The 24695-nt window shown below is 39.3% G+C and carries 17 protein-coding genes; 12 read left to right on the forward strand and 5 right to left on the reverse strand.

Features of this window, described 5'->3' with window-relative positions:
* Positions 1 to 3: 3 nt before the first annotated feature.
* A complete protein-coding gene (locus KO529_RS15900; protein ID WP_215948855.1) occupies positions 4 to 1368 on the reverse strand; it encodes a Gfo/Idh/MocA family protein in 1365 nt (454 codons plus the stop codon).
* 226 nt (positions 1369 to 1594) lie between these two features.
* Here KO529_RS15900 and KO529_RS15905 point away from each other — a divergent pair, with 226 nt between their 5' ends.
* From KO529_RS15905 to KO529_RS15940, 8 genes are all read left to right on the forward strand, one after another.
* Entirely contained in the window at positions 1595 to 5686 is a 4092-nt protein-coding gene (locus KO529_RS15905; protein WP_215948856.1) for a hybrid sensor histidine kinase/response regulator transcription factor, read from the forward strand.
* 46 nt (positions 5687 to 5732) lie between these two features.
* Positions 5733 to 7130, forward strand: coding sequence for a DUF3472 domain-containing protein (locus KO529_RS15910; RefSeq protein WP_215948857.1), 1398 nt, complete (start codon positions 5733 to 5735; stop codon positions 7128 to 7130).
* A gap of 186 nt (positions 7131 to 7316) precedes the next feature.
* The gene (locus tag KO529_RS15915; protein WP_215948858.1) at positions 7317 to 8873 is read left to right on the forward strand and encodes an arylsulfatase; all 1557 of its coding nucleotides are present in this window, start codon (positions 7317 to 7319) and stop codon (positions 8871 to 8873) included.
* Between the two features lie 69 nt (positions 8874 to 8942).
* A complete protein-coding gene (locus KO529_RS15920) occupies positions 8943 to 10565 on the forward strand; it encodes a beta-N-acetylhexosaminidase (protein WP_215948859.1) in 1623 nt (540 codons plus the stop codon).
* A gap of 13 nt (positions 10566 to 10578) precedes the next feature.
* A complete protein-coding gene (locus tag KO529_RS15925; RefSeq protein ID WP_215948860.1) occupies positions 10579 to 11538 on the forward strand; it encodes a M20/M25/M40 family metallo-hydrolase in 960 nt (319 codons plus the stop codon).
* 44 nt (positions 11539 to 11582) lie between these two features.
* The gene (locus KO529_RS15930) at positions 11583 to 12722 is read left to right on the forward strand and encodes a formylglycine-generating enzyme family protein (protein ID WP_215948861.1); all 1140 of its coding nucleotides are present in this window, start codon (positions 11583 to 11585) and stop codon (positions 12720 to 12722) included.
* A gap of 173 nt (positions 12723 to 12895) precedes the next feature.
* Positions 12896 to 14026 carry a galactokinase gene (galK, locus tag KO529_RS15935; RefSeq protein ID WP_215948862.1) on the forward strand — a complete coding sequence of 377 codons (1131 nt, stop codon included), beginning with the start codon at positions 12896 to 12898 and terminating at the stop codon, positions 14024 to 14026.
* A gap of 5 nt (positions 14027 to 14031) precedes the next feature.
* Positions 14032 to 15075 carry a UDP-glucose--hexose-1-phosphate uridylyltransferase gene (locus KO529_RS15940; protein WP_215948863.1) on the forward strand — a complete coding sequence of 348 codons (1044 nt, stop codon included), beginning with the start codon at positions 14032 to 14034 and terminating at the stop codon, positions 15073 to 15075.
* Positions 15076 to 15138: 63 nt separating this feature from the next.
* Here KO529_RS15940 and KO529_RS15945 read toward each other — a convergent pair whose 3' ends face one another.
* The 3 genes from KO529_RS15945 to KO529_RS15955 all read right to left on the reverse strand — a co-directional run bounded on the left by KO529_RS15945 (position 15139) and on the right by KO529_RS15955 (position 16815).
* Positions 15139 to 15354 carry a hypothetical protein gene (locus KO529_RS15945; protein WP_215948864.1) on the reverse strand — a complete coding sequence of 72 codons (216 nt, stop codon included), beginning with the start codon at positions 15352 to 15354 and terminating at the stop codon, positions 15139 to 15141.
* 212 nt (positions 15355 to 15566) lie between these two features.
* Entirely contained in the window at positions 15567 to 15854 is a 288-nt protein-coding gene (locus KO529_RS15950; protein WP_215948865.1) for a chaperone modulator CbpM, read from the reverse strand.
* A gap of 67 nt (positions 15855 to 15921) precedes the next feature.
* Positions 15922 to 16815 (reverse strand): DnaJ C-terminal domain-containing protein, encoded by an 894-nt coding sequence (locus KO529_RS15955; RefSeq protein WP_215948866.1) that lies wholly within the window; start codon positions 16813 to 16815, stop codon positions 15922 to 15924.
* A 325-nt stretch (positions 16816 to 17140) separates the two neighbouring features.
* Here KO529_RS15955 and KO529_RS15960 point away from each other — a divergent pair, with 325 nt between their 5' ends.
* Together KO529_RS15960 and trxB are read left to right on the forward strand one after the other, a co-directional pair.
* Positions 17141 to 17989 (forward strand): universal stress protein, encoded by an 849-nt coding sequence (locus KO529_RS15960; protein WP_215948867.1) that lies wholly within the window; start codon positions 17141 to 17143, stop codon positions 17987 to 17989.
* A gap of 232 nt (positions 17990 to 18221) precedes the next feature.
* Entirely contained in the window at positions 18222 to 19190 is a 969-nt protein-coding gene (gene trxB / locus KO529_RS15965; RefSeq protein ID WP_215948868.1) for a thioredoxin-disulfide reductase, read from the forward strand.
* Positions 19191 to 19350: 160 nt separating this feature from the next.
* On the opposite strand, the gene KO529_RS15970 is transcribed toward trxB, so the two are convergent.
* Positions 19351 to 19797 (reverse strand): hypothetical protein, encoded by a 447-nt coding sequence (locus KO529_RS15970; RefSeq protein ID WP_215948869.1) that lies wholly within the window; start codon positions 19795 to 19797, stop codon positions 19351 to 19353.
* 250 nt (positions 19798 to 20047) lie between these two features.
* Here KO529_RS15970 and KO529_RS15975 point away from each other — a divergent pair, with 250 nt between their 5' ends.
* Both KO529_RS15975 and KO529_RS15980 read left to right on the forward strand, forming a co-directional pair.
* Entirely contained in the window at positions 20048 to 23170 is a 3123-nt protein-coding gene (locus KO529_RS15975) for a SusC/RagA family TonB-linked outer membrane protein (protein WP_215948870.1), read from the forward strand.
* A gap of 11 nt (positions 23171 to 23181) precedes the next feature.
* Entirely contained in the window at positions 23182 to 24663 is a 1482-nt protein-coding gene (locus KO529_RS15980) for a SusD/RagB family nutrient-binding outer membrane lipoprotein (RefSeq protein ID WP_215948871.1), read from the forward strand.
* Positions 24664 to 24695: the final 32 nt, after the last annotated feature.

Below are 24695 nucleotides of genomic sequence, written 5' to 3' on the forward strand. Positions count from 1 at the left end.
CAACTAGTATGTGTCCTTAATCCAGTTATAAGGTTTTCTTTTGATCCAAGTACCTCTGGTGAAATCAGGGAAATCCTGTGGTTCCCCATTATTTTCTATAGATAGTTCGGAAAGTGGTGTAACGGCACTCCATGCGGCAGCATCATAGGCATCCATAGGAGGTGCAATATTTTCTTTGGCCGACTCTATAAAGGCATTTATCACATAAAAATCTATACCGCCATGACCAGCTTCCGTAGCACTGCTTCCGAATTTTTTCCAAAGCGGATGATCATATTTTTCGAACCAGGAATCCATATTCTCCCATCCATGTCCTTCTGTAGTTCCCTCAATATGGATTCGTTGGGTGTGGTAATCGAAGTCCGTAAGTCCCTGTGCCCCCTGAACTTTAAAACCTAAGGAGTAGGGGTGGGGGTTGTTTACATTATGGGTAACTATGATAGTTTCCCCGTTGGAAGTTTCTATGGTAGAGGTAATGATATCACCTTGTTTAAACTTTAATTTGGCATTGGGATGATCTTCACCAGCGGTATCCACAATATATTTATGTAGACCAACACCTTTGGTAGCATGTGAAGTAAGTGATAAAAATCTATTTCCCCTGTTTATATCTGCCATAACCGCTATAGGTCCAAGACCATGGGTAGGGTAGACATCTGCATTTCTCAACAGGGAATGCTGTGTTCTCCAAGCCGATTCGGAGATACCTTTGGCGCCGAATTCGGCACCCTTTCCGTAGGCAGTTTTTCCGTCATTGAATTTTACCCCGCGCAGATCGTGCTGATATCCACATCTAAAATGTAATAATTCCCCAAAAACATTCTGTTTAACCATATTTAATACGGCAAGCACATCACGTCTATAGTTTACGTTTTCCAAAATCATGAGGTGGGAACCGGTTTCCTCATGGGTGTTGACCAAATCCCAACATTCCTCAAGGGTATTGGCTGCGGATACTTCAAGGCCGGTATATTTACCAGCTTTCATGGAGTCTACCGCCATCTTTGTATGCCATAACCAAGGAGTGGCAATGACCACTGCATCTATGTCTGCCAGTGCCAATAGGTTTTTATAATCGTGCTCATTTTTTCCAAAGGCTTTGGCCTTCTTTTGGCCAGCTTTTATTATATGATCCTGTGCAATATCAATACGGTTTTGGTCTATGTCACATATGGCCGTAACCAAAACATCCGTTCTTTTTAAAAGGTTATCCAAATGATTGGTTCCCCTTAATCCAACACCAATTACACCTACTCTTATTTTTTGGGCGTCTTTTGCAAAACCATTTCCTAAACTTAGATTAGGCAATAGGGCTATACCAGCTCCTGTAATGGCGGTCTTCTTAATAAAATTTCTTCTTTGGTTCATATTTTCCTTAATACAGATACTTGTTGTTAATGTTCCACAAATATTAATATTGTGTTAATTATTTAGGTGTTCTTTTTTTGCGTTCTAGGGGTAAATTTTCGGATTATTTCGATATTTGAAGTTTTTTTCCACCTTTTTGCAAAAAATACCTCCTTTAGGTTGACACCAATTATAGGTACATTTGTTTCGGACAGAATTAGGAAGGATTAATTGTAATTGTTGCAGTTTGAACAAGAAAATAAATAGGAATAAAATTTACGCTCTATATGTACTGGGGCTGTTTTGTTGGTCCTATTTGTCAGGACAGCATTCTTCTAATTTTATCCACCTTCCCAGTAAACTGGATAACCGTAATGTAAAGGTTACCCATACCGTACAGGATAGCCTGGGTTTTGTTTGGTTGGCCCATGCAGAAGGTATATCCAAATACGATGGTTATAATTTTGAATTTACTCCCAAAGAGTCAATTTTTAAGGAGGATACTGCTTCAGATGAATTAAAAAAAATATTTAGGGATGCCAAGGGGGTAATTTGGGCTTTATCCATGAATGGGCAAATATCCTATTTGGAGAAAAATGGAAGGTTTTTGTCCATAGACAATTCCATAGAGGGGTTTCAGAAGAAGCACAAGGTTAATATTGTCAACGAGGATAATGGTATTATTTGGTTGGCCACGGACAAGGGAGTTATATATTCCTATGACCACGGCAAGGGAATTGTGGATAGTATTACCACCATTCCCGGTAATTCTTCAGGTCTAAATGAAGTGAATTCCTTGGTGGTTAGGAAATCCGATCAACTTATTGTAAGCACCTATAAGGGACCTATGTATATTTATTATTTGGGAACCAAACGTCTAGAGACATTGGAGGTGCCCTATGACTATACCCTGGCAGACAACAGCCTACTGCTGCTGGATAAAAAAAATAGATTATGGATCGGTTCGTCCTATGTGGGGCATGGGATAATGGTTTATGATTTTGACAAAGAATCCTTTGTTCAGGATGAGATTATAAATGAGCAATGGCGTAGTCAGTTAAATGAATTGTTTATATCAATGTATTGCGATGTAAATGGTTTTATTTGGTTGGGAACCGATGGGGATGGTCTGTACAGGTTGGATACTGAGTCTGGCGAATTGACAATTTATAAGCACAATTATCTTAATGGGTTTTCCTTGAGTACCAATACAGTAATTGGTATAAACGAAGATTTAAAGGGCAACTTGTGGGTACTTACCAATTATGGGGATATAAACATACTGCGCAATAAGAATAATCAGATAAATTTTCATTCTGGAGCGGTGCAGGGAAGCCCTGCACGGGTGTTGTCTTCCTACAGGGCAAAGGATGGAACACTTTGGATAGGGACGGACGGGGACGGAATTACCAAGGTTGACGAAAATGGAGTTGAAAAGCAATTTTTTAACAACTCGGCCCAAAGTAAAGGGTTTTATATTCACTCTATCAATGAGGACAATAGTGGCAATATTTGGATAGGGACCTATAAAAATGGATTGTGGGTTTATAATACGAATAAAGGCCGGTTCTCTAAGGTGCCTTTGAACAATTCCAAGAATAATATGGTTTTGGACGTTCGATTTATTTTTAAGGACTCCAAAAGTAGATTATGGGTGACGACCGACATGGGAATTTATTTGTTTTCGGAAAGAAACAAATTGTTGGCGCGTTTTGAAAATGGCACAGCCGGATTGGTGGGATCCATTTCCCAATCTGTTGTTGAAGATTCTTCAGGGACCGTTTGGCTTGCGTGTAATGGAGGTGGGGTATTTAGGTTCAACGAAGATGGTAGCGATATTGCTAAATCCAATTTTACCCGGTTCCAACATGTCAACGATACTCTCATTTCCAATAAGAATTATGATATCTGGTCCATGGCCGCCAGTAATGCAGATGCCATATGGTTGGTTATGGTAAGTGGGGAATTGATTAAATTTAATATTGCTGACCAACAAGTTGAAAAAATAAAGATAAACGGGACTTATGACAATACCATCTTTAGATCCGTAATATTGGAGAACAACGATAATTTATGGTTGGGTTCAACCAAGGGCATCTGGCATATAAATGTAAAGGATTCCATATCTAGGGTGTTTCAAAAAATAGATGGACTGCAGGATGATTCCTTTATGCAGCGCAGTGCGCATGTGGGATGGGATGGGAATATTTATTTTGGGGGGTTAAATGGAGTAAGCTACTTTAAGCCCAATCAACTTAAAAAAGAAGAAACAGTAGCCAAGTTATTTATTGAAGATATTGCTATCCTAAACCAGCCCGCCATAAACGTCATTCCGGAACAAATTACCGAGGGGGTTGAAAAATTGGAGGCACTGGAACTGGACCATGACCAATCATCATTTGCCTTTCGATTTTTGGCAATAGACAATGTGCTGTTTTCCAATTATAATTATGCCTATAGACTTAAAGGGTTTAATGACAATTGGATAAATTCCGAAAAGGAACGTTTGGCAACTTATACCAACATACCTCCCGGGAATTACCTTTTTGAAGTCAAGGCCAGTACCGGGAACGGGGAATGGGACATAAAAGAAACATCTGTTGCTATAACCATTTTACGGCCGTTTTGGCGATCAAATCTGGCTCAGTTGATTTATTTGTTTTTAATTATTGGCCTACTTTATGGAACGGTCATCTGGATCAGACTTAGGAACAGGGTAATTGCAGATGAACTGGAACATAAACATGAAAGGGAACTTTACGCCCTAAAAATGGATTTCTTTGCCAAGATGTCCCACGAAATTCAAACCCCTTTGACCTTGATTTTGATTCCTTTGGAAAACATGTTGCAACGTGCTATGAAAAGTGGTAATGTGCTGTTGCAACAGCGCCTCAAGCTAATTTCCAACAATGCTAATCGATTATCCCGAATTGTATTTGAATTAACTTCTTTAAGGGACAAGGAATTGGAGAAACTGGTATTAAGGGCGGCAGAACACAATATTGTTGCCGATCTAAAGGAAATAACCAGCTCCTTTGAGGAGCAAGCCATGTTCAAGGGAATCCATTTTAAATGTAGCTACCCCAGTGATGAGTTGAAAATGTGGTACGATAAAGATAAAATGGAACATATTTTCTTTAACCTTCTATCCAATGCCTTCAAATTTACACCTAAAGGAGGGGCTATTTCATTAGATGTAATTGTGGAGGACTGGGAAAGAAATGTTAAAATATCCGTTACCGATTCCGGACCGGGTATTCCAAATGAGGAGTTGGAAAATATTTTCCAATTGTTCTATCAGGCAGATACAGGGAAACAAAAAATAGGGACGGGCATAGGGCTGGCCCTAACCAAGGAATTGGTGGATCTGCACCATGGGAAGATCGATGTAAAGTCGGACCCGGTCAAGGGAACCTGTTTTAGTGTAAGTTTTCCTATGGATAAAAATAGGAATGAGAGTGTACAAAATGAGGTAACCTTGGAAGAGGCTATTATGGAAGTTGAGGAGGTTGAATATGAAATGAAGGAGGAAAATATAGTCACAGCTTCAGCTAAATTGGCGAAGACCATTTTAGTGGTAGAGGATAATTATGAACTACAAATATCATTAAAAGATATCTTTTCCGATTACTACAATGTTCTGCTGGCGGAAAATGGGGAAGAAGGCTATGCCTTGGCCTTGGAGCACAATCCGGACCTGATAATAAGTGATATTATGATGCCGAAATTGGATGGTATTGAAATGAGCAAAATGCTTCAAAGAAATGAGCTCACTACCCATATCCCAATTATACTTCTCACCGCCAAAAAAGCAGCAAAAAACAAAATTTTGGGGTTGCGGACAGGGGCGGTCGAATACATAAACAAACCCTTTAATATTAATGAACTGGTTCTAAAGGTGAATAATATTATTACCCGTAGTGACCGGTTAATTATGAAATATAAGAACGACCTAATTACGACTCCCAAAAATGGAGGAAGTAGGTCCCAAGATGAAGTTTTTCTTGAAAATCTGGTAAATCTTGTGGAAAATCAGATTAGTAATCCAGATTTTAAAACCGAGGATCTGTCACAGGATCTAAATATGAGCTATTCTGCTATTTATAGAAAATTTCAGGGGCTAACGGGGAAGAAAATAGTAGATTTTGTTAGGACCATGCGTCTTAAAAAGGCAGCGGTTTTAATTGGCGATTGCAATTACTCGGTATCCGAGGCAGCGTTCCTGGTGGGCTTTAATGATCCCAAATATTTTTCGAAATGCTTTAAAAAAGAGTTTGGTAAGAGTCCTCGAAAGTTAAAGGGAAAAGTAGCTCATCTAGAGGGTTTTAAATTAAAGTGAACAGGACAAAATATTCAAAAAAAACGATAATAATACAATGATTAAAATGATAGCAATAACGAATGTTGGCCCCAGGTTTTTTAAAGTGGCTACTAAAAGCATTAAAGCAAGTACTAAAGGATACAAAAATGTAATTGGACTAGGTTTACTATTAGTAGTGGGCTCTTGTACAACTTTGGCCAAGCAGGATAATCCTGAAGAAATATCCTTGGAAAAATTAAGCTTAACCGATAGCATAAAACCGGGAGGCAATAGCTGGGTGGTAAATGAGGTAAGGGATAATCGACATCTTATTTCTGATGAGGGGATAAGGAATTGGAATGATGCGAATACGGTTATAAGAACCTATTTTAAAACCGATCAAGTAGGACAATTAAATGTGGGACTAAATCTTAAAGTGAGCGAAGGTTTTTCCAAAATCAGAGTTACCTTGGACGGAACCACAAAGGAGATCGAAGTCTCCAATCAAGATTTTGAAACAGTGGATGTAGGCGTTTTCAAAATTGCCACACCTGGTTATCACTTTGTGGAACTTCAAGGATTGGAAAAAACAGCAAGCAATTTTGTGGAGGTCAATGAGGTACTTATAGGTGGACAGGCAGCCAATGGTAAGCTTACTTACGTAAAGGAAGACTTTTATTGGGGTAGAAGGGGGCCATCTGTACATTTAAGCTATACCACTCCCGAAAACACCGACATACTTTGGTTTTATAATGAAATTACGGTTCCTGAAAACGAGGATGTTATTGGATCCTATTATATGGCCAATGGCTTCGGCGAGGGCTATTTTGGAATGCAGGTGAATTCTGAGACTGAAAGGAGAATCCTGTTTTCTGTCTGGAGTCCGTTTGAAACCCAGGACCCAAAAAGTATTCCGGAGGAATATAGAATAATTTTGCTAGGTAAAGGGGAAGGAGTAACCACAGGCGAATTTGGTAACGAAGGCTCAGGTGGACAAAGTTATAAAGTGTTCAATTGGAAAGCTGGCAATACCTATAAATTTTTACTAAAAGGTGAACCTTCTGTAAATAATTCTACTGATTATACCGCCTATTTCTATGATTCGGAATCTGAAGAATGGAATTTAATAGCCAGTTTTAGAAGACCACATACCTCGACCTATTTAAAAAGACCACATTCCTTTCTAGAAAACTTTAGGACAGAAGTAGGCCATATTTCCAGAATGGGAGAATATACCAACCAATGGATTTACGATACCAACGGGCAGTGGCATGAACTTACCAAAGCCAAATTTACGGCAGATGCTACCGCCAGGAAGGGATCTAGGGAAGATTATGCCGGAGGGGCCGTTGGCAACAAATTTTTTATGAAGAATTGTGGATTTTTTAATGAAAAGACCTCTATAGATACCTTTCATGAAAGGACTGCTAACGGAGTAGCTCCAGTGATAGATTTTTCACTACTTCAGAAACCAATACAATAGCAATTTATTAATTTGGAAATGCGTTAGTTTGAGAATTAGTAAATGAGCAAAAGGAATGGAAGCGTGCAATTGATGTTAAAAAAAATATTGATTGCTTAGTGGCCATAAAAAAGAGAAAAGAAAATAGAATTAAGACTTTAGTTATTAGATAAAACAGGCGCCAAGCTAGAAACAAGAAAAAAACTTATGAATAAATTAATTGCTCTAATTTTAATTCCATTCACCTTATTAAGCTGTAAGGATGAAGGTAAAAAAGAAGATAGTGTAATTCCAGCATCAAGACCAAATATAATCTACATTTTGGCCGATGATCTTGGATATGCCGAACTGGGTGCCTATGGTCAGGAGAAAATTGAGACCCCCAATATTGATGCCCTGGCAAAGGAAGGGATGTTGTTTACACAACACTATACAAGTGCTCCAGTCTGTGCCCCTGCACGTTATATGTTGTTAACGGGTACTCATTCCGGGCATGCCCATATTCGTGGTAATGAGGAATGGGGAGAACGCGGGGAGGTATGGAATTACAAAGCAATGGCCAAAGACTCCGTATTGGAAGGGCAGCGCCCCATGCCGGACAGCACCATTACAATTGCCAAAAAATTAAAGGAGGTAGGGTATAGCACCGCTATGTTCGGTAAATGGGGATTGGGTGCGCCCCATACCAATTCTATTCCCACAACAATGGGATTCGATTTCTTTTTCGGATATAACTGTCAGCGACAAGCCCACACCTACTATCCGTTGCACCTTTACAAAAACGAAAAAAGGGTACATTTAAATAACGATACTATAGCGCCAAGTACTAAGTTGGCCAAAGGGGCAGATATTAATGAACCAGCAAGTTATGCGCCTTATACATTAAACGATTATGCTCCCGATCTTATGTTTAAGGAGTTACAAGGTTTTGTAGATAGGAACAAGGAAAATCCATTTTTTATTTATTGGGCCACGCCCATTCCCCATGCGGCTATCCAAGCTCCCCAAAAATGGGTGGATTATTATAAAAATAAGTTTGGGAAAGAGGAACCCTATTTGGGTGAAAGAGGATATTTTCCACATCAAAACCCCCATGCCGGTTACGCTGCAATGGTTTCTTATTTGGATGAAAATGTTGGGAAACTAGTAGCGAAGTTAAAAGCAGACGGGTTGTACGAGAATACTTTGATCATTTTTACCTCGGACAATGGCCCCACTTTTAATGGAGGTACGGACTCACCATGGTTTGATAGTGCCAAACCATTTAGGAGCGAGCTTGGTCGTGGAAAAGGCTTCGTTTATGAAGGGGGGATTAGGGTACCAATGATTGCCACATGGCCCGGCAGTATAAAACCTGGTACCACAACCGATCATATTTCCGTACACTATGATGTTATGGCCACATTGGCAAATGTTGCAGGTTATGAGGCGCCAAAGTATACCGACGGAATCAGCTTTTTGCCCACTCTAATTGCTGGGGATCAAGAGAAGAAACACGACTTCCTGTACTGGGAGTTTCCGGAATATGGTGGGCAATTGGCGATCAGAATGGGCGATTGGAAAGTTGTGAAATCTCATTTGAAGGACAAAAAAAATGAACCAAAACTGGAACTGTTCAACCTGAAGACAGATTTAAAAGAAACTACAAACGTCGCGGATCAACACCCCGAGATACTGGAAAAAGCGGCCAAGATTTTGGAAAGTCAGCATACGGAACCCACTATTGAAAAATTTAGGATTCCGGCCCTTAGTGACGGTCTGTGAAGAAATGGAATTATATTATCTGCAAAGAACTTCCTGTTAAATGATTTTAATTAGCAATTATTGAAAAAAATGAAGAACATTAGAATTGTTTTGCCTTTGGTTTTATTTTGGGCTTTATCTAGTATTGGACAAAACACTGGAATAATTCCACAACCTTTGAGTGCGGATTTGAAAGAAGGGAAGTATATTATTACTTCCAATACGCCTATAATAGCTGACAGCCCCAACCAACAAAATGCAAGCTATCTCCAAGAATTATTGAAAGTTGAATATCAGAAAGAACTGAAAATCAAAAGAAAAGGGGGAAAAGGAATCATCCTTACCCTCGACCCTGGATTAGCCCAGAAATTAGGGGAAGAGGGATATGTCTTAAAGGTTGTTAATAGTGCCATATCAATTTCAGCTGGAACATCTGCTGGTGTTTTTTATGGTATAATGTCCCTTAGGCAGTTAATTGGGGAGGATAGTGATAATGGGAACCTTTCAATTTCCGGGATCAGCATCGAAGATGGTCCAAGATTTAGCTGGCGTGCATTTATGTTGGATGAAGGCCGATATTTTAAAGGAACTGAACAGGTGAAAAAACTATTAGATCAGATGGCACTTCTAAAGATGAATGTGTTCCACTGGCATTTGACTGATGATCAAGGATGGCGATTGGAAATAAAAAAGTATCCCAAATTGACGGAAATTGGATCTTTCAGGAACAATTCCCAAATAGGGGGTTGGGATAGTGCAGAAAGGTCTAACACCCCTCATTCCGGATATTATACCCAGGAAGAGATTAAGGACATTATTGCATACGCCAACGAAAGACAAATTACTATTATTCCTGAAATCGAAATGCCCGGTCATGCATCTGCAGCTATTGCCGCATATCCTTATTTGGGAACTATTGGGGAACTCAAGGAGGTACCTACCATTTTTGGGAAGCTCCCAGATTCCTTTAATGTGTCCGATCCACGGGTGTACGAGTTTCTTGAAAATGTACTTTCAGAGGTTATGGAATTATTTCCTAGTAATATAATCCATATTGGCGGTGATGAAGTAAAATTTGATGCATGGAAATCTTCAGTGGAAATTCAAAATTTCATTAAAGAAAACGGATTGACATCTCCAGCAGACTTGCATATTTTTTTTACAAACAAAATCTCGAATTATTTAAATCAGAATGGGCACCGAATGATGGGCTGGAATGAAATTCTTGGAGAAAATGTACATGAATGGCAGGAAGCTACGGACATGGAGGTCAAAAAAAGCTTAGCCAAAAATACCTTGGTACATTTTTGGAAAGGGAATTTGGATTTGGTATCTAAAGCGGTTCACGACGGATATGATATAGTAAATTCATATCATGAATATACCTATTTGGACTATTCCTATAAATTTATCCCACTGGAAAAGTCCTATAGTTTTGACCCCATTCCTGAAGGATTGGAAGAAAGATTTCACGACAAAGTTATTGGGAGCGGTTGCCAAATGTGGGGAGAATGGATTCCTGAAGCCATTGACATGGACAAAATGATTTTCCCTAGAATAGCTGCTTATGCAGAGGTAGGTTGGACATCCAAAACTAGAAAAGATTATAGTGTTTTCCGTTCCAATTTAGACCGATTGTTGATTAGATGGAGAGGTCAAGGCATAAGTTTGCCGATGAATTTTGAAAAGGCAAAATTTGAAGAAAAGAAGTAAAGAACATCGATATATGAAATTAATTATTGCAATTTTCTTGTTGGGCAGTTGGTTCAATATTTGCATCGCACAGGAAGATATTACTACCGTTGAACTTAAGGAACATATTTCTTATTTAACGGCCGACAAAAATTCTGGAAGATATCCCGGAGGAAAAATCAATAAAAGGATTGTCAGATATATATCCAAGGATTTTAAAAAGTCGGGAATACCTCCCTTCAAGACATCCTATAAGCAGCCTTTTGTGGCCCAATTAAGGGTAAAGAAAGGGGAGGTTCCTAAAAATACCGTTGAGACATGGAACGTAATAGGCTTTATAGAGGGTAATGATCCATTATTAAAGTATGAATACATTGTTTTGGGCGCCCATTACGATCATTTGGGAATGGGGGGCGGACCATCATCAAAGTCCGATAAAATTGGGATACACCATGGCGCGGATGATAATGCAAGTGGTACTTCGGCATTATTGGAAATAGGGGAGAAGCTAATGGCCCACAGGTCAGAATTAAAAAGAAGTATTTTGTTGATCGCTTTTGGGGCAGAGGAACAAGGGCTGTTGGGCAGTAAATATTTTGCGGACAATCCTGTTGTTCCGTTGTCACAGATTAAATTAATGATCAACATGGATATGGTAGGCAGGTTAAACGATGCCAAGCAGGTCTATATGGGTGGAGCCGGAACCTTTCCGGGTGGTGTGGAGTTGATGAAGGAATTAGGCCCGCCCTTGGGCTTGTCGCCGGTAGTTCATGCGGGATCGGTAGGAGGTTCGGATCATGTTTCCTTTTATAAAAAAAATATTTCCGTACTGGGGATCCATACTGGGGGTCATCCACAGTATCACACCCCAGAAGATACGGTAGAGCTGATTAACTTTGAGGGACAAAAACAGGTTTGCCATTATATATTCAATGCTATTATGAAAGTGGCTTCAACATCTTATGACATGAAATTTATTCCGCAAGGGGAATAGAATCATTTTCGTTCTTTACATTTGTAAGGATTAAAAACTATAGAATGCAAAAAATTAATGTTATAAGTGCCCTTTTTGTTATGGCTTTGATGGTTCAATGCAAGGAGGAAAAGAAGTCGACCAATAATGTTGAAACTAGTGACGCAATATCGGAGGTTGCGGAATCAGTGGTCGACACAACTCCTATCTTGGTAGAAAAACCAGAAAATATTAATGCACCGGATGGTATGGTGTGGATTCCAGGTGGTGAATTCATCCAAGGTGCCGTACCCCAGGACAAAATGGCAATGGACCATGAGAAACCTGCGCATAAGGTAAAGGTAAATGGTTTTTTTATGGATGTAACAGAGGTGACCAATGCCCAATTCGCAAAGTTTGTTAAGGAAACAGGTTACATTACTGTGGCCGAACGGGCAATAGATTGGGAGGAGATGAAAACTCAAGTTCCAGAAGGAACTCCAAAACCCCATGATTCCATTTTGCAACCAGGCTCTTTGACCTTTAAGAAAACCAAAACTTCCGTGCCCAACCTTTACGATTTTTCACAATGGTGGAACTGGACCATTGGGGCCAATTGGAAACAACCCAACGGGCCAGGAAGCACCATTAAGGGAAAAGATAACGAACCTGTTGTACAAGTGGCCTATGAGGATGCACTGGCCTATTGCCAATGGGCCGGTAGAAGATTGCCTACCGAAGCTGAGTGGGAAAGAGCTGCCAGAGGCAATAAAACTGAAAGTATTTATTTCTGGGGTGATGACGATTCTGTTTTGTCCCAAATGGCAAATACCTGGGAAGGAGAATTTCCGGTAACCAATAGCAAAGCGGATGGTTTTGAACAGCGCGCAAAAGTTAAATCCTATCCTCCCAATGATTTTGGCCTGTACGATATGGCCGGTAATGTATGGGAATGGACCAGTGATTGGTACAATACCAATTATTATAACGAATTGGGTGCCCTGAATGCTCCAGTGGTAAATCCCCAAGGAGCAGCCACTGCATATAATCCCAATATGCCCTATGCAAAAGAGAAGGTAATGAGAGGAGGATCTTTTTTATGTAATGCTTCCTATTGTGCCAGTTACAGGATATCTTCCAGGATGGCTTCCAGTTTGGATTCTTCCTTGGAGCATCTGGGATTTAGGACCGTGGCTACTGTGGACATGCTTACAGAGGAAAAGTAGTATTTTCTAGAATATTTTAAATTTTAAATCCCCTTTGGCTTGCCAAGGGGATTTTTTTTTGCCAAGATGTTTTAAGTGTAAGTTTTGACGGAATAAGCAGCTACTATAAACGTAAATTATACATTTATAAAAGATATTTTTTTATATTTGCGCTCTAACACACTTTAAAGTATATGTCGTTTCCGGAAAATTTCACCCCTGAACTAGTTGTTGAATCCCCAGGAAGGATCAATTTGATCGGGGAACACACAGATTATAATCTTGGTTATGTAGTGCCTACGGCCATAGAGAAGAAAATTACTTTTAAATTCAAAAGGAACCATACGGATAAGGAGTGTAACTTGTATAGTTTGGGTTACAATACCGGGTTCACCTTTCAATTGGATAAAATTGCCAAGAGCAATGTGGAATGGGAAAACTATATTCTGGGCGTTTTAAATGAGATATTATTAAGGACCGATAAATTAAGGGGTTTTGACTGTACCATTGAAAGTAAATTACCAATGGGTTCTGGTCTAAGTTCTTCTGCAGCCTTGGAATGTGGACTGGCTTTTGGACTCAATGAACTGTTTGATCTTGGGCTTTCCAAAATGGATATTGTGCTGCTTTCGCAAAAGGCGGAACATACCTTTGTAGGAACTCAATGTGGAATCATGGACCAATTTGCTTCCGTAATGAGCGAAAAAGGGCACGTAATCTTGTTGGATTGCCAGTCTTTGGAACATCAACAAATACCTATCCAAATAGATCCATATAAGATGATAATGCTGAATACAAAAGTGTCGCACAACTTGGCCTCCAGTGAGTACAACACTAGGAAAAGGGAATGCGAGGAGGGTGTTGCAATTCTACAAGGACACTATCCAGAAGTAACTTCCTTAAGAAATGCCAATAACGAAATGCTGGAAGTTTGTAAAAGTGAAATGAGTGCCACTATTTTTAAAAGATGTTCTTTTATCATCAATGAAAATGATAGGGTGTTGAAAACGGCAAATGCTCTAAAGTCTAATGATTTAAACCTCTTTGGAGCCTTACTATACGAGGCACACGAAGGAATAAGCAAATTATATGAAGTGAGCTGTCCGGAATCTGATTTTTTGGTCGATTTTTCCAAACAGTACGATGCCGTGTTGGGGGCTAGACAAACCGGTGGTGGATTTGGAGGTTGTACCTTAAATATTGTACATAAGGACAAGGTAGATGATTTTGTGGAAGCGGCCAGCAAGGCATACAAGGCAGCTTTTAATATTGAATTGGATGCATTTGAGGTAAAACCCAGTGCAGGAACCTACATACAAAATTAAGCGCAATGACAAATAGTTTCAATGATAATCCGCATAGAAGGTTAAATATTCTAACGGGAGAATGGATTTTAGTTTCTCCCCATAGGACCAAAAGGCCATGGCAGGGAAAGACCGAAAAAAGTGCTACTACGGACTTACCAGTGTATGACCCTTCATGCTACCTTTGCCCTACGAACGAAAGAATGGGAGGGGAGTTCAATCCCAGTTACGAAAAGCCATATTCCTTTGTCAACGATTTTTCTGCCCTACTACCGGATGTTAAAGAAGAGACATACGAAAATGGTCTTTTATATGCGGAAGCCGAATCCGGTATTTGCAAGGTGGTTTGTTTTTCGCCTAACCATGCCCTTACATTACCATTAATGTCTGTATCCGATATCACAAAGGTTATTTCACTTTGGCAGAAAGAATATATGGAATTGGGTGCCAAGGAAGGCATTAATCATGTTCAGATTTTTGAGAATAAAGGGGGGATAATGGGGTGTAGCAACCCACACCCACATGGACAAATTTGGGCACAGAATAAAATCCCACAGGAAGTCCATAAGAAAATAGGAAATCTACAAGCTTATTGGGAAAAGCATGGCAGAAGTATTTTGGAGGATTATATAGAACAGGAATTAAAGTTGGACGAGCGTATTATTGTAGAAAACGAGCATTTTGTAGCGCTTATACCCTATTGGGCAGTATGGCCTTATGAAACTATGATCCTTCCTAAAAGAAAATTGGCACATATTGGTTTACTTTCGGAGTCCGAAAAGATATCCTACGCTGATATCCTGAAACAACTTACCATAAAGTACGATAATATATTCAACACGTCCTTTCCATATTCTGCAGGAATACATCAGGCACCTACAGATGGGAAGGAGCATCCCGAATGGCATTTTCATATGTCTTTTTACCCACCCTTGTTGCGGTCGGCTACAGTAAAAAAGTTTATGGTAGGTTATGAAATGTTTGCCAATCCACAGCGCGATATCACGGCCGAACAGGCAGCAGAAACCATGAAGTCACTATCCGATGTTCACTATAGTCACTTGGGCTAAAGGAAGTAAATTATAATATTTGGAAATTGTGATAATCCCCAAAGGGAACAGTTACAATGGAGACTAAATAGGGTATTGGGTCTGTAGGGAATAACCTACTCGGCCCAATTCCTTTTTTGCCTTGTCCAATACAAATGGGTTATTGTAGACCAACGATATTGTCTTATTGATAACATCAATATCCAATATTCTCAAATCCAAAATCCGACTTAGGTTTCTGGAAATAATGTTTTTACTTTCTTCGGAAATAAGCTGTTCAACTTTAAGCAATGTCGTCATGGAATCAAGGTTTTTATTAATCAAGACGAAATTAGGTATTTAGGACCTTGTCCAAAATGACATAAATCAGTTTTGGTAATTATATGCTAATTCAATTCTCAAAAGTCCTAAGAATATGTATTTAATCCTAATAGGTGATATCCAAATATTTGGAAAATCCCTTGATCTTTGTTAGTGGAATGGGGAAATACAAATCCTATGGAAATGCGCCCCTATTTGTATAGATCCAATTTATTTTTTAACTGGGTAATTTCATTTTGCATTTTTTCCATCCTATTTAGAAGTCGTGTTATGACCGCTATACCTTCCAAATTGATGTCGAGATCGGAATGAAGTCTCAGTATTTTTTCCGCTTTTGGCAATTGCTGAATAGGGAGATAATGTATATTTTCTTTAACCACAACATCTACCAGTCCATACTCGTAAAGCTCCATTACAAAATGGGTTTCTATATTGTGACTCGTACAAAAGTCGGTAATCAGTATATATTCCTGTTCCATAAGGATTAAATTAGTTGAAGGTGATTGTTTGATGCCCTAGTGCAGGTTCCTCTTTTCATAGATAAAATTATTTTCGCTGGTTAGCCAATTCCTTAAGAAGTTCTTTCTCTTTGGCGGTTAAATTGGTAGGGGTAACAATATTGTAGGTAATATACAAATCCCCGTAAGCGTCTGTTTTTTTATAAACAGGGAAGCCCTTGCCTTTTAATTTAATTTTGGTACCGTTCTGCGTTTCTGGTTTAACTTTCAATTTTACCTGTCCATCAAAAGTATTCACCATTATTTCTCCGCCTAAGAGGGCAGTATACAAGTCCAGGTCTACAGAGGTATAAAGGTTGTTGCCATCCCTTTTAAAATCTGTATCATTTATGATACCAAAGGTAATATAAAGGTCGCCCTTCGGCCCACCTTGATGTCCTGGGCCGCCATGACCGCTAATTTTAATGGTTTGCCCATTTTCAATTCCGGCAGGAACGGTAATTCTGATATTTTTACCGTTTACATTAAGTGTTTGCTTATGTGCCGTATATACATCCCTAAGGTGCAATTTTAACTCGGCGTTTAGATCCTGGCCTCGAAAACGAGCCTTGCCACTTTGTGAAAAGCCACCGGAACCTCCAAACATGGATTCGAAAAAATCCGAGAAATCATGTTCCCCATAATTTTGGGAATAACTTTGCCCGCCACCTCCGTAGGCCGATTGTTGGGACGCCCTGGCTTTTTCAAACTCCTCGGCATGCTCCCAATCCTTTCCGTATTTGTCGTATTTTTTACGTTTTTCCGGATCGCTAAGTACCTCATTGGCTTCATTGATTTCCTTAAACTTTTTTTCGGCCTCCTTATCATTGGGGTTAACATCTGGATGATGTTTTCTGGCCAATTTCCGATAGGCCTTTTTAATTTCGCTTTGACTGGCGCTTTTGTCCAATCCCAAGATTTTGTAGTAGTCTATAAATTTCACTTAGCAGTTATTTATTTTCTTTATTCTTATCGATTGTCGAACCAAATGTAATGGATACTGGTAATGGGTATTTGAGCAATACAAATTGCAAAAATATTGGCAACCCTAATAAATACCATTGTAAAATTATAAAAAACCATAGTGTGTGAAACTGATTAAAATCATGAATTAATCGTTTTGTTCTTATTAAATTTAATGGAAAATAGTTAAGAATGGGACTTGAAACCTATTTTGTTATGCATAGTCCCTTCAAGGTAAATATTATAAGTACTGTTTGTTACCGTCTTACTTTTACCATTATTTATGATAAATAAAGCACGAAGAGATGAAAAATATTTTAATACCCACGGATTTTTCCGATAATGCCTATAAAGCGATCTCCTATGCAGTTCTTTTGCTCAAAGACGAGAATTGTACCTTTTATTTGTTGCACACCTATACTCCTGCTATTTATCAGTCCGAGTACTTATTGCACAGTCCGGGACAATTGGGGCTGGGGGATATTTATCGTACAGATTCCGAAAAAAAATTGGAAGATTTAAAACTAAAGGTCATTTCAGAATTCGATAACCCGAAACATCTTTTTAAAACCTATAGTGCCTTCAGTGTTTTAATGGAAGCAATTGATGAACTGGTAGAAAGTAAAAACATGGACCTTTTAATTATGGGAACCCAAGGGGCTACTGGAGCAAAAGAAATATTTTTGGGCAGTAGTACCGTGCATACCATACAAAGGGCCAAATGTCCTGTACTGGCCATACCCTTTGATTTCGATGTTAAGATGCCCACGAAAATTCTATTTCCAACCGACTATGAAATAGAATATAATTTTGAATTGATAAAACAGGTGTTGTTTATAGCCAAGGTGCATAAATCAACTTTGGATATTATGCATGTACGATCTGGTTATGAGCTCAATGAAGAGCAAAAAAAGAACAAAAGCAAATTGGACCATTTACTTGCGGGAACTAAACATAAGTTTCATGAATTACCGGATCAAGGAATCATTGAGGCTATCAATAGTATTCATTCCGAGTTGCATCCCCAAATGTTGGTTATGGTAAAGAACAAGCACAGTTTTTTGGAGAATCTTTTTCTAAAACCGGTAATAAATCAAATTGGTTTTCATTCAAGCATCCCCTTTATGGTCTTGCCTTATAATTTGTTGGGATAGCTAAATTAAGAACTACCAAAAAGCTTTTATATTTCCCCTAGAGCAATGAAGAGGTTTTCTTCTGGCAGAAGTATTTCCAATTTTACAACAAAATGGAACATTTCCGTTAAAAGGGCTAGCATCCATAATTTATACAACTAGTTTTATAATAACTTTTTATAACTTTTGACGTAAGTTTTTTATTGAAAATCCTACTTTTGCTTTCTAACAAGTATAATAGAAGTTTTTTATTATGGCAGATAAAGTAGAGCGTTTAAAAACGTTGATTATTGGTTCGGGACCTGCAGGCTATACTGCAGCTATATACGCCTCTAGGGCAGATCTACATCCGGTGTTGTATACCGGGATGGAACCTGGTGGACAATTGACAACGACAACAGAGGTGGATAACTTTCCCGGATACCCAGAAGGAATTGACGGACCTACCATGATGATGCAATTGCAGAAGCAGGCCGAAAGATTTGGTACCGAGGTTCGTATAGGTATGGCTACCGCTGTTGATTTCAGTGATGAAGTAGGTGGTATACACAAGGTTACTATAGATGACAGTAAGGTTATTGAAGCGGAAACCGTAATTATTTCCACTGGGGCTACGGCGAAGTATTTAGGCATCCCTAGTGAGCAAAAGCTTCGTGGGGGCGGCGTATCGGCCTGTGCCGTATGTGATGGTTTCTTTTATAAAGGACAGGAAGTAGCAATTGTAGGGGCAGGGGATACTGCTGCTGAGGAGGCTTCCTATTTGGCCAATATTTGTAAAAAAGTGACTATGTTGGTACGAAGGGACGAAATGCGTGCTTCAAAGGCTATGCAACATAGGGTAAATAGCTTGGATAATATTGAAATCCGTTATAATACGGAAGTGGATACTGTTTTGGGCGATCAGGTTGTGGAAGGTTTAAGAATGGTGAATAATGTTACCGGAGAAAAAGAGGACATTGCCATTACAGGATTGTTCATTGCTATTGGTCATAAACCAAATACCGATATTTTTAAGGGACAACTGGAAATGGATGAAACCGGTTATTTAATTACCCAAGGTAAAACTACCAAAACTAGTAAGCCCGGAGTTTTTGCAAGCGGTGATGTACAGGATAAAGAATATAGGCAGGCTGTTACAGCTGCTGGTACCGGCTGTATGGCAGCACTTGATGCGGAGCGATATTTGGCGACCATTGAAAGCCATGAAGAAGTTTCGTCTTAAACGATATTATAGTAGTTCCCAAAATTTAGATAATATTTAAATTAAGGGCAATTTGAAACGATCTGTACTCGGAACCTATGTTCAAGGTACAGATCGTTTTTTTTAGTCATGGGGTGTAAACTTGTTATACCTCAATGGAAAGTCTTACTAGAACCTAAATCTAGTTTAGACGTTTGTAGTTTTCAGAATTTATTCGGTTCCCATCCGCATCAATAAAGATTTGGCTGAATTTATCCCCTTCCAATTTAAGTTCCATATGCCATTCCATATTTTCATTGGCAACTTTTTTCATGGAAGCGGACATATATTCCAATTTTTCGGTTAATGTGCTATCGGTAGCTTTATAAGACCCGTAGCCAAACCATTCAATGGAATCTGTGGGTACATATCGGGTCCACATTACCTTTCCGTTATAATACATTTTAATTTGACGGTAGCCATCTGTAGGAGGTATGGTCTTTACAACATCGTTACCATCGTAATTGTTAAAGCTTACTAATTCCCAAGTACCTTCAAGGGTTTTGGGGTTTTGAATTTTTGTAGATGCAATTTCGGTCGCGGATACCAAAAACAACATCAAGAAAACTATTCCAAGTATTTTTTTCATGACGATTTCATTTATGAGTTTAGATACTAATAAGTTACGACTTTTTTAGAATATTAACATATGAAACTGAGAATATGTTAAAAAAATCTTATCAAAAAGAATTAAATAATAGCAGTATATATCCTGAATTTTGTGATAAAAGCTTTGAGAACTAGTGCTATTATTGTATAAATCACATTTCGTGCGATCAATGTTTGATTTTTATGATTTTTTTATGACTTTTAGCTCAGATTAATAAAAACAAACTAATATGATACAAAAACTATTGTTATTGTGCACCTTCATGCTTACTTGGCATGGCTTTGCGCAAAATGTTTCCGGTAACGTAAAAGATGAAAGTGGTATGCCACTTCCAGGGGTTACCGTTTTAATTGTTGGGACCAATACAGGAACCACCACTGACTTTGATGGTAATTTTGTTATTGCCGCCAAGCAAGGCGACCTTGTGCGATTCTCATACTTGGGAATGAAATCGCAGGATGTCAAGGTTACATCAAATGCTGAATTAAGTATTGTTCTTTCCGAAGATGCCAGTGCATTGGACGAAGTTGTGGTCACGGCCTTTGGTGTGGAGAAGAAACAAAAATCCCTGGGGTACTCCGTAACCCAAGTTAACACTGAAGACCTAAACCTTGCTGGGCAATCAAACCCCATGGAGAGTTTGCAAGGTAGGGTTGCAGGGGTACAGATCAATAGAACATCTGGATCCTCAGGTGGCGGTGTGGATATCTTGATAAGGGGTATTACTTCCGTTAACCCAAGTAGGAGCAATCAACCGTTAATTGTTGTTGATGGGATTGCCTTGAACAACGATACCTTTTCTGGAGAGGTAAGACCAAGTGCAGGGTCCAACTCCGCCAGCAGTTCCGAACAATTTGCCTTTTCCAATAGGGCAGGGGATATCAACCCTGAGGACATTGAAAGTTTCAACGTACTTAAAGGAGCTGCCGCAACCGCATTGTACGGTGTAAGGGCATCCAATGGGGCCATTATCATTACAACAAAAAAAGGAAAACAAGGGAAGGCCAAAATTAATCTAACGGCTTCAACCACCTTTAGGGATATACAAACAACACCTTCTTTACAAACTACATACAGGGAAGGATTTAGTGGCGCTCCCAGGACACTATACGATCCAGATTCCGAAACCGGTTTCAATAGGGTGCAAAATGCCACCTCTTTTTATAGCTGGGGACCCAAATATTCTGATGATTCCTATACCCTGGGCAATGGCACAGTGGTCGATTTAACAGGAGATCAATTTTACAGTCCTTACGATATATTTAGAACGGGCTTTAATTCCCAAGTAAACCTAAGTATTAGTGGAGCCAATGAAAAATTGGATTATTTCTTTTCTATGGGGAAAGACCAAGAGGACGGGGTTCTTCCAAACACCGATTACGCCAAGAATAATTTTAGGTTAAAGGCGGGTTATAAGATTTCTGATAAATTGACATTAAATTCCTCTATATCCTACACTAAATCTGGCGGACGTAGGGCCAATGGTGGGGATAAATCCGTTATGAGTGCTCTTTCCTATTATTCAGGGACATTTCCAATAAACGACTATATGAATGCCGATGGTACCGAAAGGGATTATTCTTTTGGGATAATTGACAACCCTAGGTATTTAATGGAAACAAGTAGCCTTATGGATAATGTAAATAGATGGATAGGTAATGCCACTCTGAACTGGAGTCCTAAGGAATGGGTAAATGTTACTTACGCTGCCCAAATAGATAATTATTCCGATCAAAGAAATAGATATGTTGGTGCAGATTTGGATGGAGGTTCACAGGTTGGTGGATTTGTCTTAAATCAAAACATCAATTTTACCGGTTTGGAATCCAACCTTTTGGTTGCATTTACCAAGGATTGGTCGGACGATTTTACCACAGACCTTACATTGGGACATCAGATTTCCGATTCCAAAAGGGATTATGCCCAAGCTAGGGGTGAAGGTTTGAACGTTCCTGGAATTAATGAAATAGGAAATACCATTAATTATTTTGTGGATAACAGTGTTACACAACTACGTAACGTTGGTGCCTTTGGAGAATTGAAATTGGGTTACAAAGACAAATTGTTCTTGACGGTAACCGGTAGAAATGACTGGTTGTCTACCTTGCCCAAAGAAAATAGATCGTTCTTTTATCCATCTGCAAGTTTGGCCTATGATGTTTCCGATGTATTTGGAGATAATGATGTCTTTACTTTTGGTAAACTTAGGGCTTCTTGGGCCGAGGTAGGTAAAGGACCCGGTTTTGGGGATGTTGGACAGTATTTTGTGGTAGATGGGGATTTCCCTTTCGGCGGTGCCGGTGGATATAGAAGAAGTACCTTATTGGGAGATTTGGATATAGTTCCGGAACGTAACCAATCCACAGAATTTGGTGCGGATCTTAGATTTATGAAAGATAGGATCAGATTGGATTATGCCTACTACAAGACACGTGTTAAAGATCAAATATTTACCGTTGGAACCGCTTATTCTTCCGGACTTTCAGGAATTACAAGAAATGCAGGGGATTACGAGGTATTTGGACATGAATTGTTGATTAGTGCGGACATTATTAGAAGCAACGATTTTAGATGGGAGTTGATTCTAAACTGGTCCACTAGTGAAGGAAAGGTATTGGAAATTCCAGAGGATATTGAGTCCATCATTTTTGCTGATTCTGGATTTGCCGGAATTACTTCGGAAATTAGGGCCGGTGACAACATGGGAAATCTTTATGGATATAAATGGAGATACGAAAATGGTGAACGTTATTTGGACGCCAATGGTTATCCGGAAATTGTATTGGATGAGAGGGTAAAGGTTGGTAATGCCTTTCCAGACTTCATATCTTCCTTGGGCAGTAATTTTAAATGGAAGGGAATAGGATTCAATTTCTTATTGGAATATAAGGAAGGTGGAGATCTTTATGATTCCGGACTTAGAAATTCTATCAGGAACGGTAATCCTTTGAGTACTTTGGTTAGGGATGAAGAAGTGGTCCTGTCCGGAGTAATGGACAATGGAAGCGGAGGTTTTACCACCAACACTACGCCAGCTTTGATAGATCAAGATTACTATAGAAATTCAAATGTCTACAATAGGGCGTCAGAAATACTGGTACAGGATGCATCTTGGGTTAAATTGCGCAATGTTAGTCTGTCTTATGACATGGACAATAAATTTACCAGGGATCTTAAAATGGAGAAACTAAGCCTTTCTGTTAGTGCATCCAATATTCTTGTATGGACTCCATTTGATGGTTTCGATCCAGAAGGTAACCAGTATAGTGCTGGTAGTAACGTTTACGGTTTTACAGGACTTAGTGTTCCGTTGAGCCAAAGCTACTCCTTCGGTCTAAATATTTCATTCTAAATATGATAAACATGAAAAACAATATTATAAAAACAGGAATTTTATCACTTCTTTTAGTTGCGCAGATTTCGTGTAGTGATGATTATTTTGATGTAAATACCCCTTCCAATACAGCAACTTTGGAGGAGTTGAGAATGCAGGATTTAATGGCACCGGTAATTCATAGCACCATGGAAGGTCAGCGATCTGCCGAATTGGCCTTTGGAAATTATGTACAGAATTTTGTATCTACCGGAGGTGGAGCTGCAGGACAAACAGAAGCAAGTGGCTTATGGAGTCAGGTTTACCTTTATATTTTGCCTAATCTTAAGGCAATTAAGGAGAAGGCTGCTGAGAGCAATGCCACACACATTGGAGCTATATCGGATATTCTTATTGCCATAAATCTTGGAATAGCTACCGATACTTGGGATAATATACCCTATTCGGATGCTACAGACGGCCCGGATAATAATTTTCCAACCTTTGATACCCAAGAAGCAATTTACACGGAAATATTCACGCTCCTAAATTCCGCCATTACTGCGTTGGAAGGTCCAGATAACTCGGGCTTTAATTTGGGAAGCTCGGATCTTATCTACGGGGGTGATTCCGATCAATGGTTAAGGGCGGCCTATACCGTTAAAGCAAGATATCAGTTGCATTTGGTTAACAAAGGTACTGTTACTGCCAGCGAGGTTTTAACTTCAATTGCCAACGGTTTTACTTCCAATGACGATAATTTTCAGATGTCGTACAATGAGAAAAACATCAACCCTTGGTACTCTGCGGAAATTTTAGCTAGGTCTACAGGTAACCTGAGCAACGATATAGCTAGCCAGTTGGTGAGTTCTATGAACGGGGATTACTATCCATTTGAAAGTGGAGCGCTTACTATAGATCCAAGACTGCCCATATTTGCCGAAAATGGGGACGAAGCGGAGTGGAAAGGATTTGTGAGCGGTGGAGCGGGTGTAGCCCCGGACGGTAGTGATGCCAACACTCGTTTTAAAACCGATGGTTACTATACCAGTGTAGATTCTCCTCTATTGTTGATCAGTTATGCAGAAGCCAAATTTATTGAGGCGGAGGCTGCTTTCTTGGCCAACGGAGGCAACACTACAAGTACAGGTTCTACTACGGCGGCATATGACGCTTACATGGAAGGTATTTCGGCCAGTATGGAGATGTACGATGTGGACGGAAGCGATTACTTGGCCGATGGCGCTATTGCCGTTGGTGAAGCAGGTTTAATGTTGCATCATATCATGAAGGAAAAATACATAAATAACTTTTTGAATCCAGAGACTTTCGTGGATTATAGAAGATATGATTTTTCTGCGGATGTCTTCACGGGTCTGCAAATAAGATTGGAGGAAGCAAGTGATGATAGTGAGTTTTTTGGACAATGGTTCAGAAGGGCTATTTATCCTTCAACCGAGTTGAATAGAAATGAGGCCAATGTTTTGGCCAATCAACAAACCCCGGTTACCCCAGTATGGTGGGATAATTAATTTTATATAAGGGAATTGTTAAACAGAGCGGC

This window comes from Arenibacter algicola (assembly GCF_018860365.1).
Lineage (GTDB): Bacteria > Bacteroidota > Bacteroidia > Flavobacteriales > Flavobacteriaceae > Arenibacter > Arenibacter algicola_B.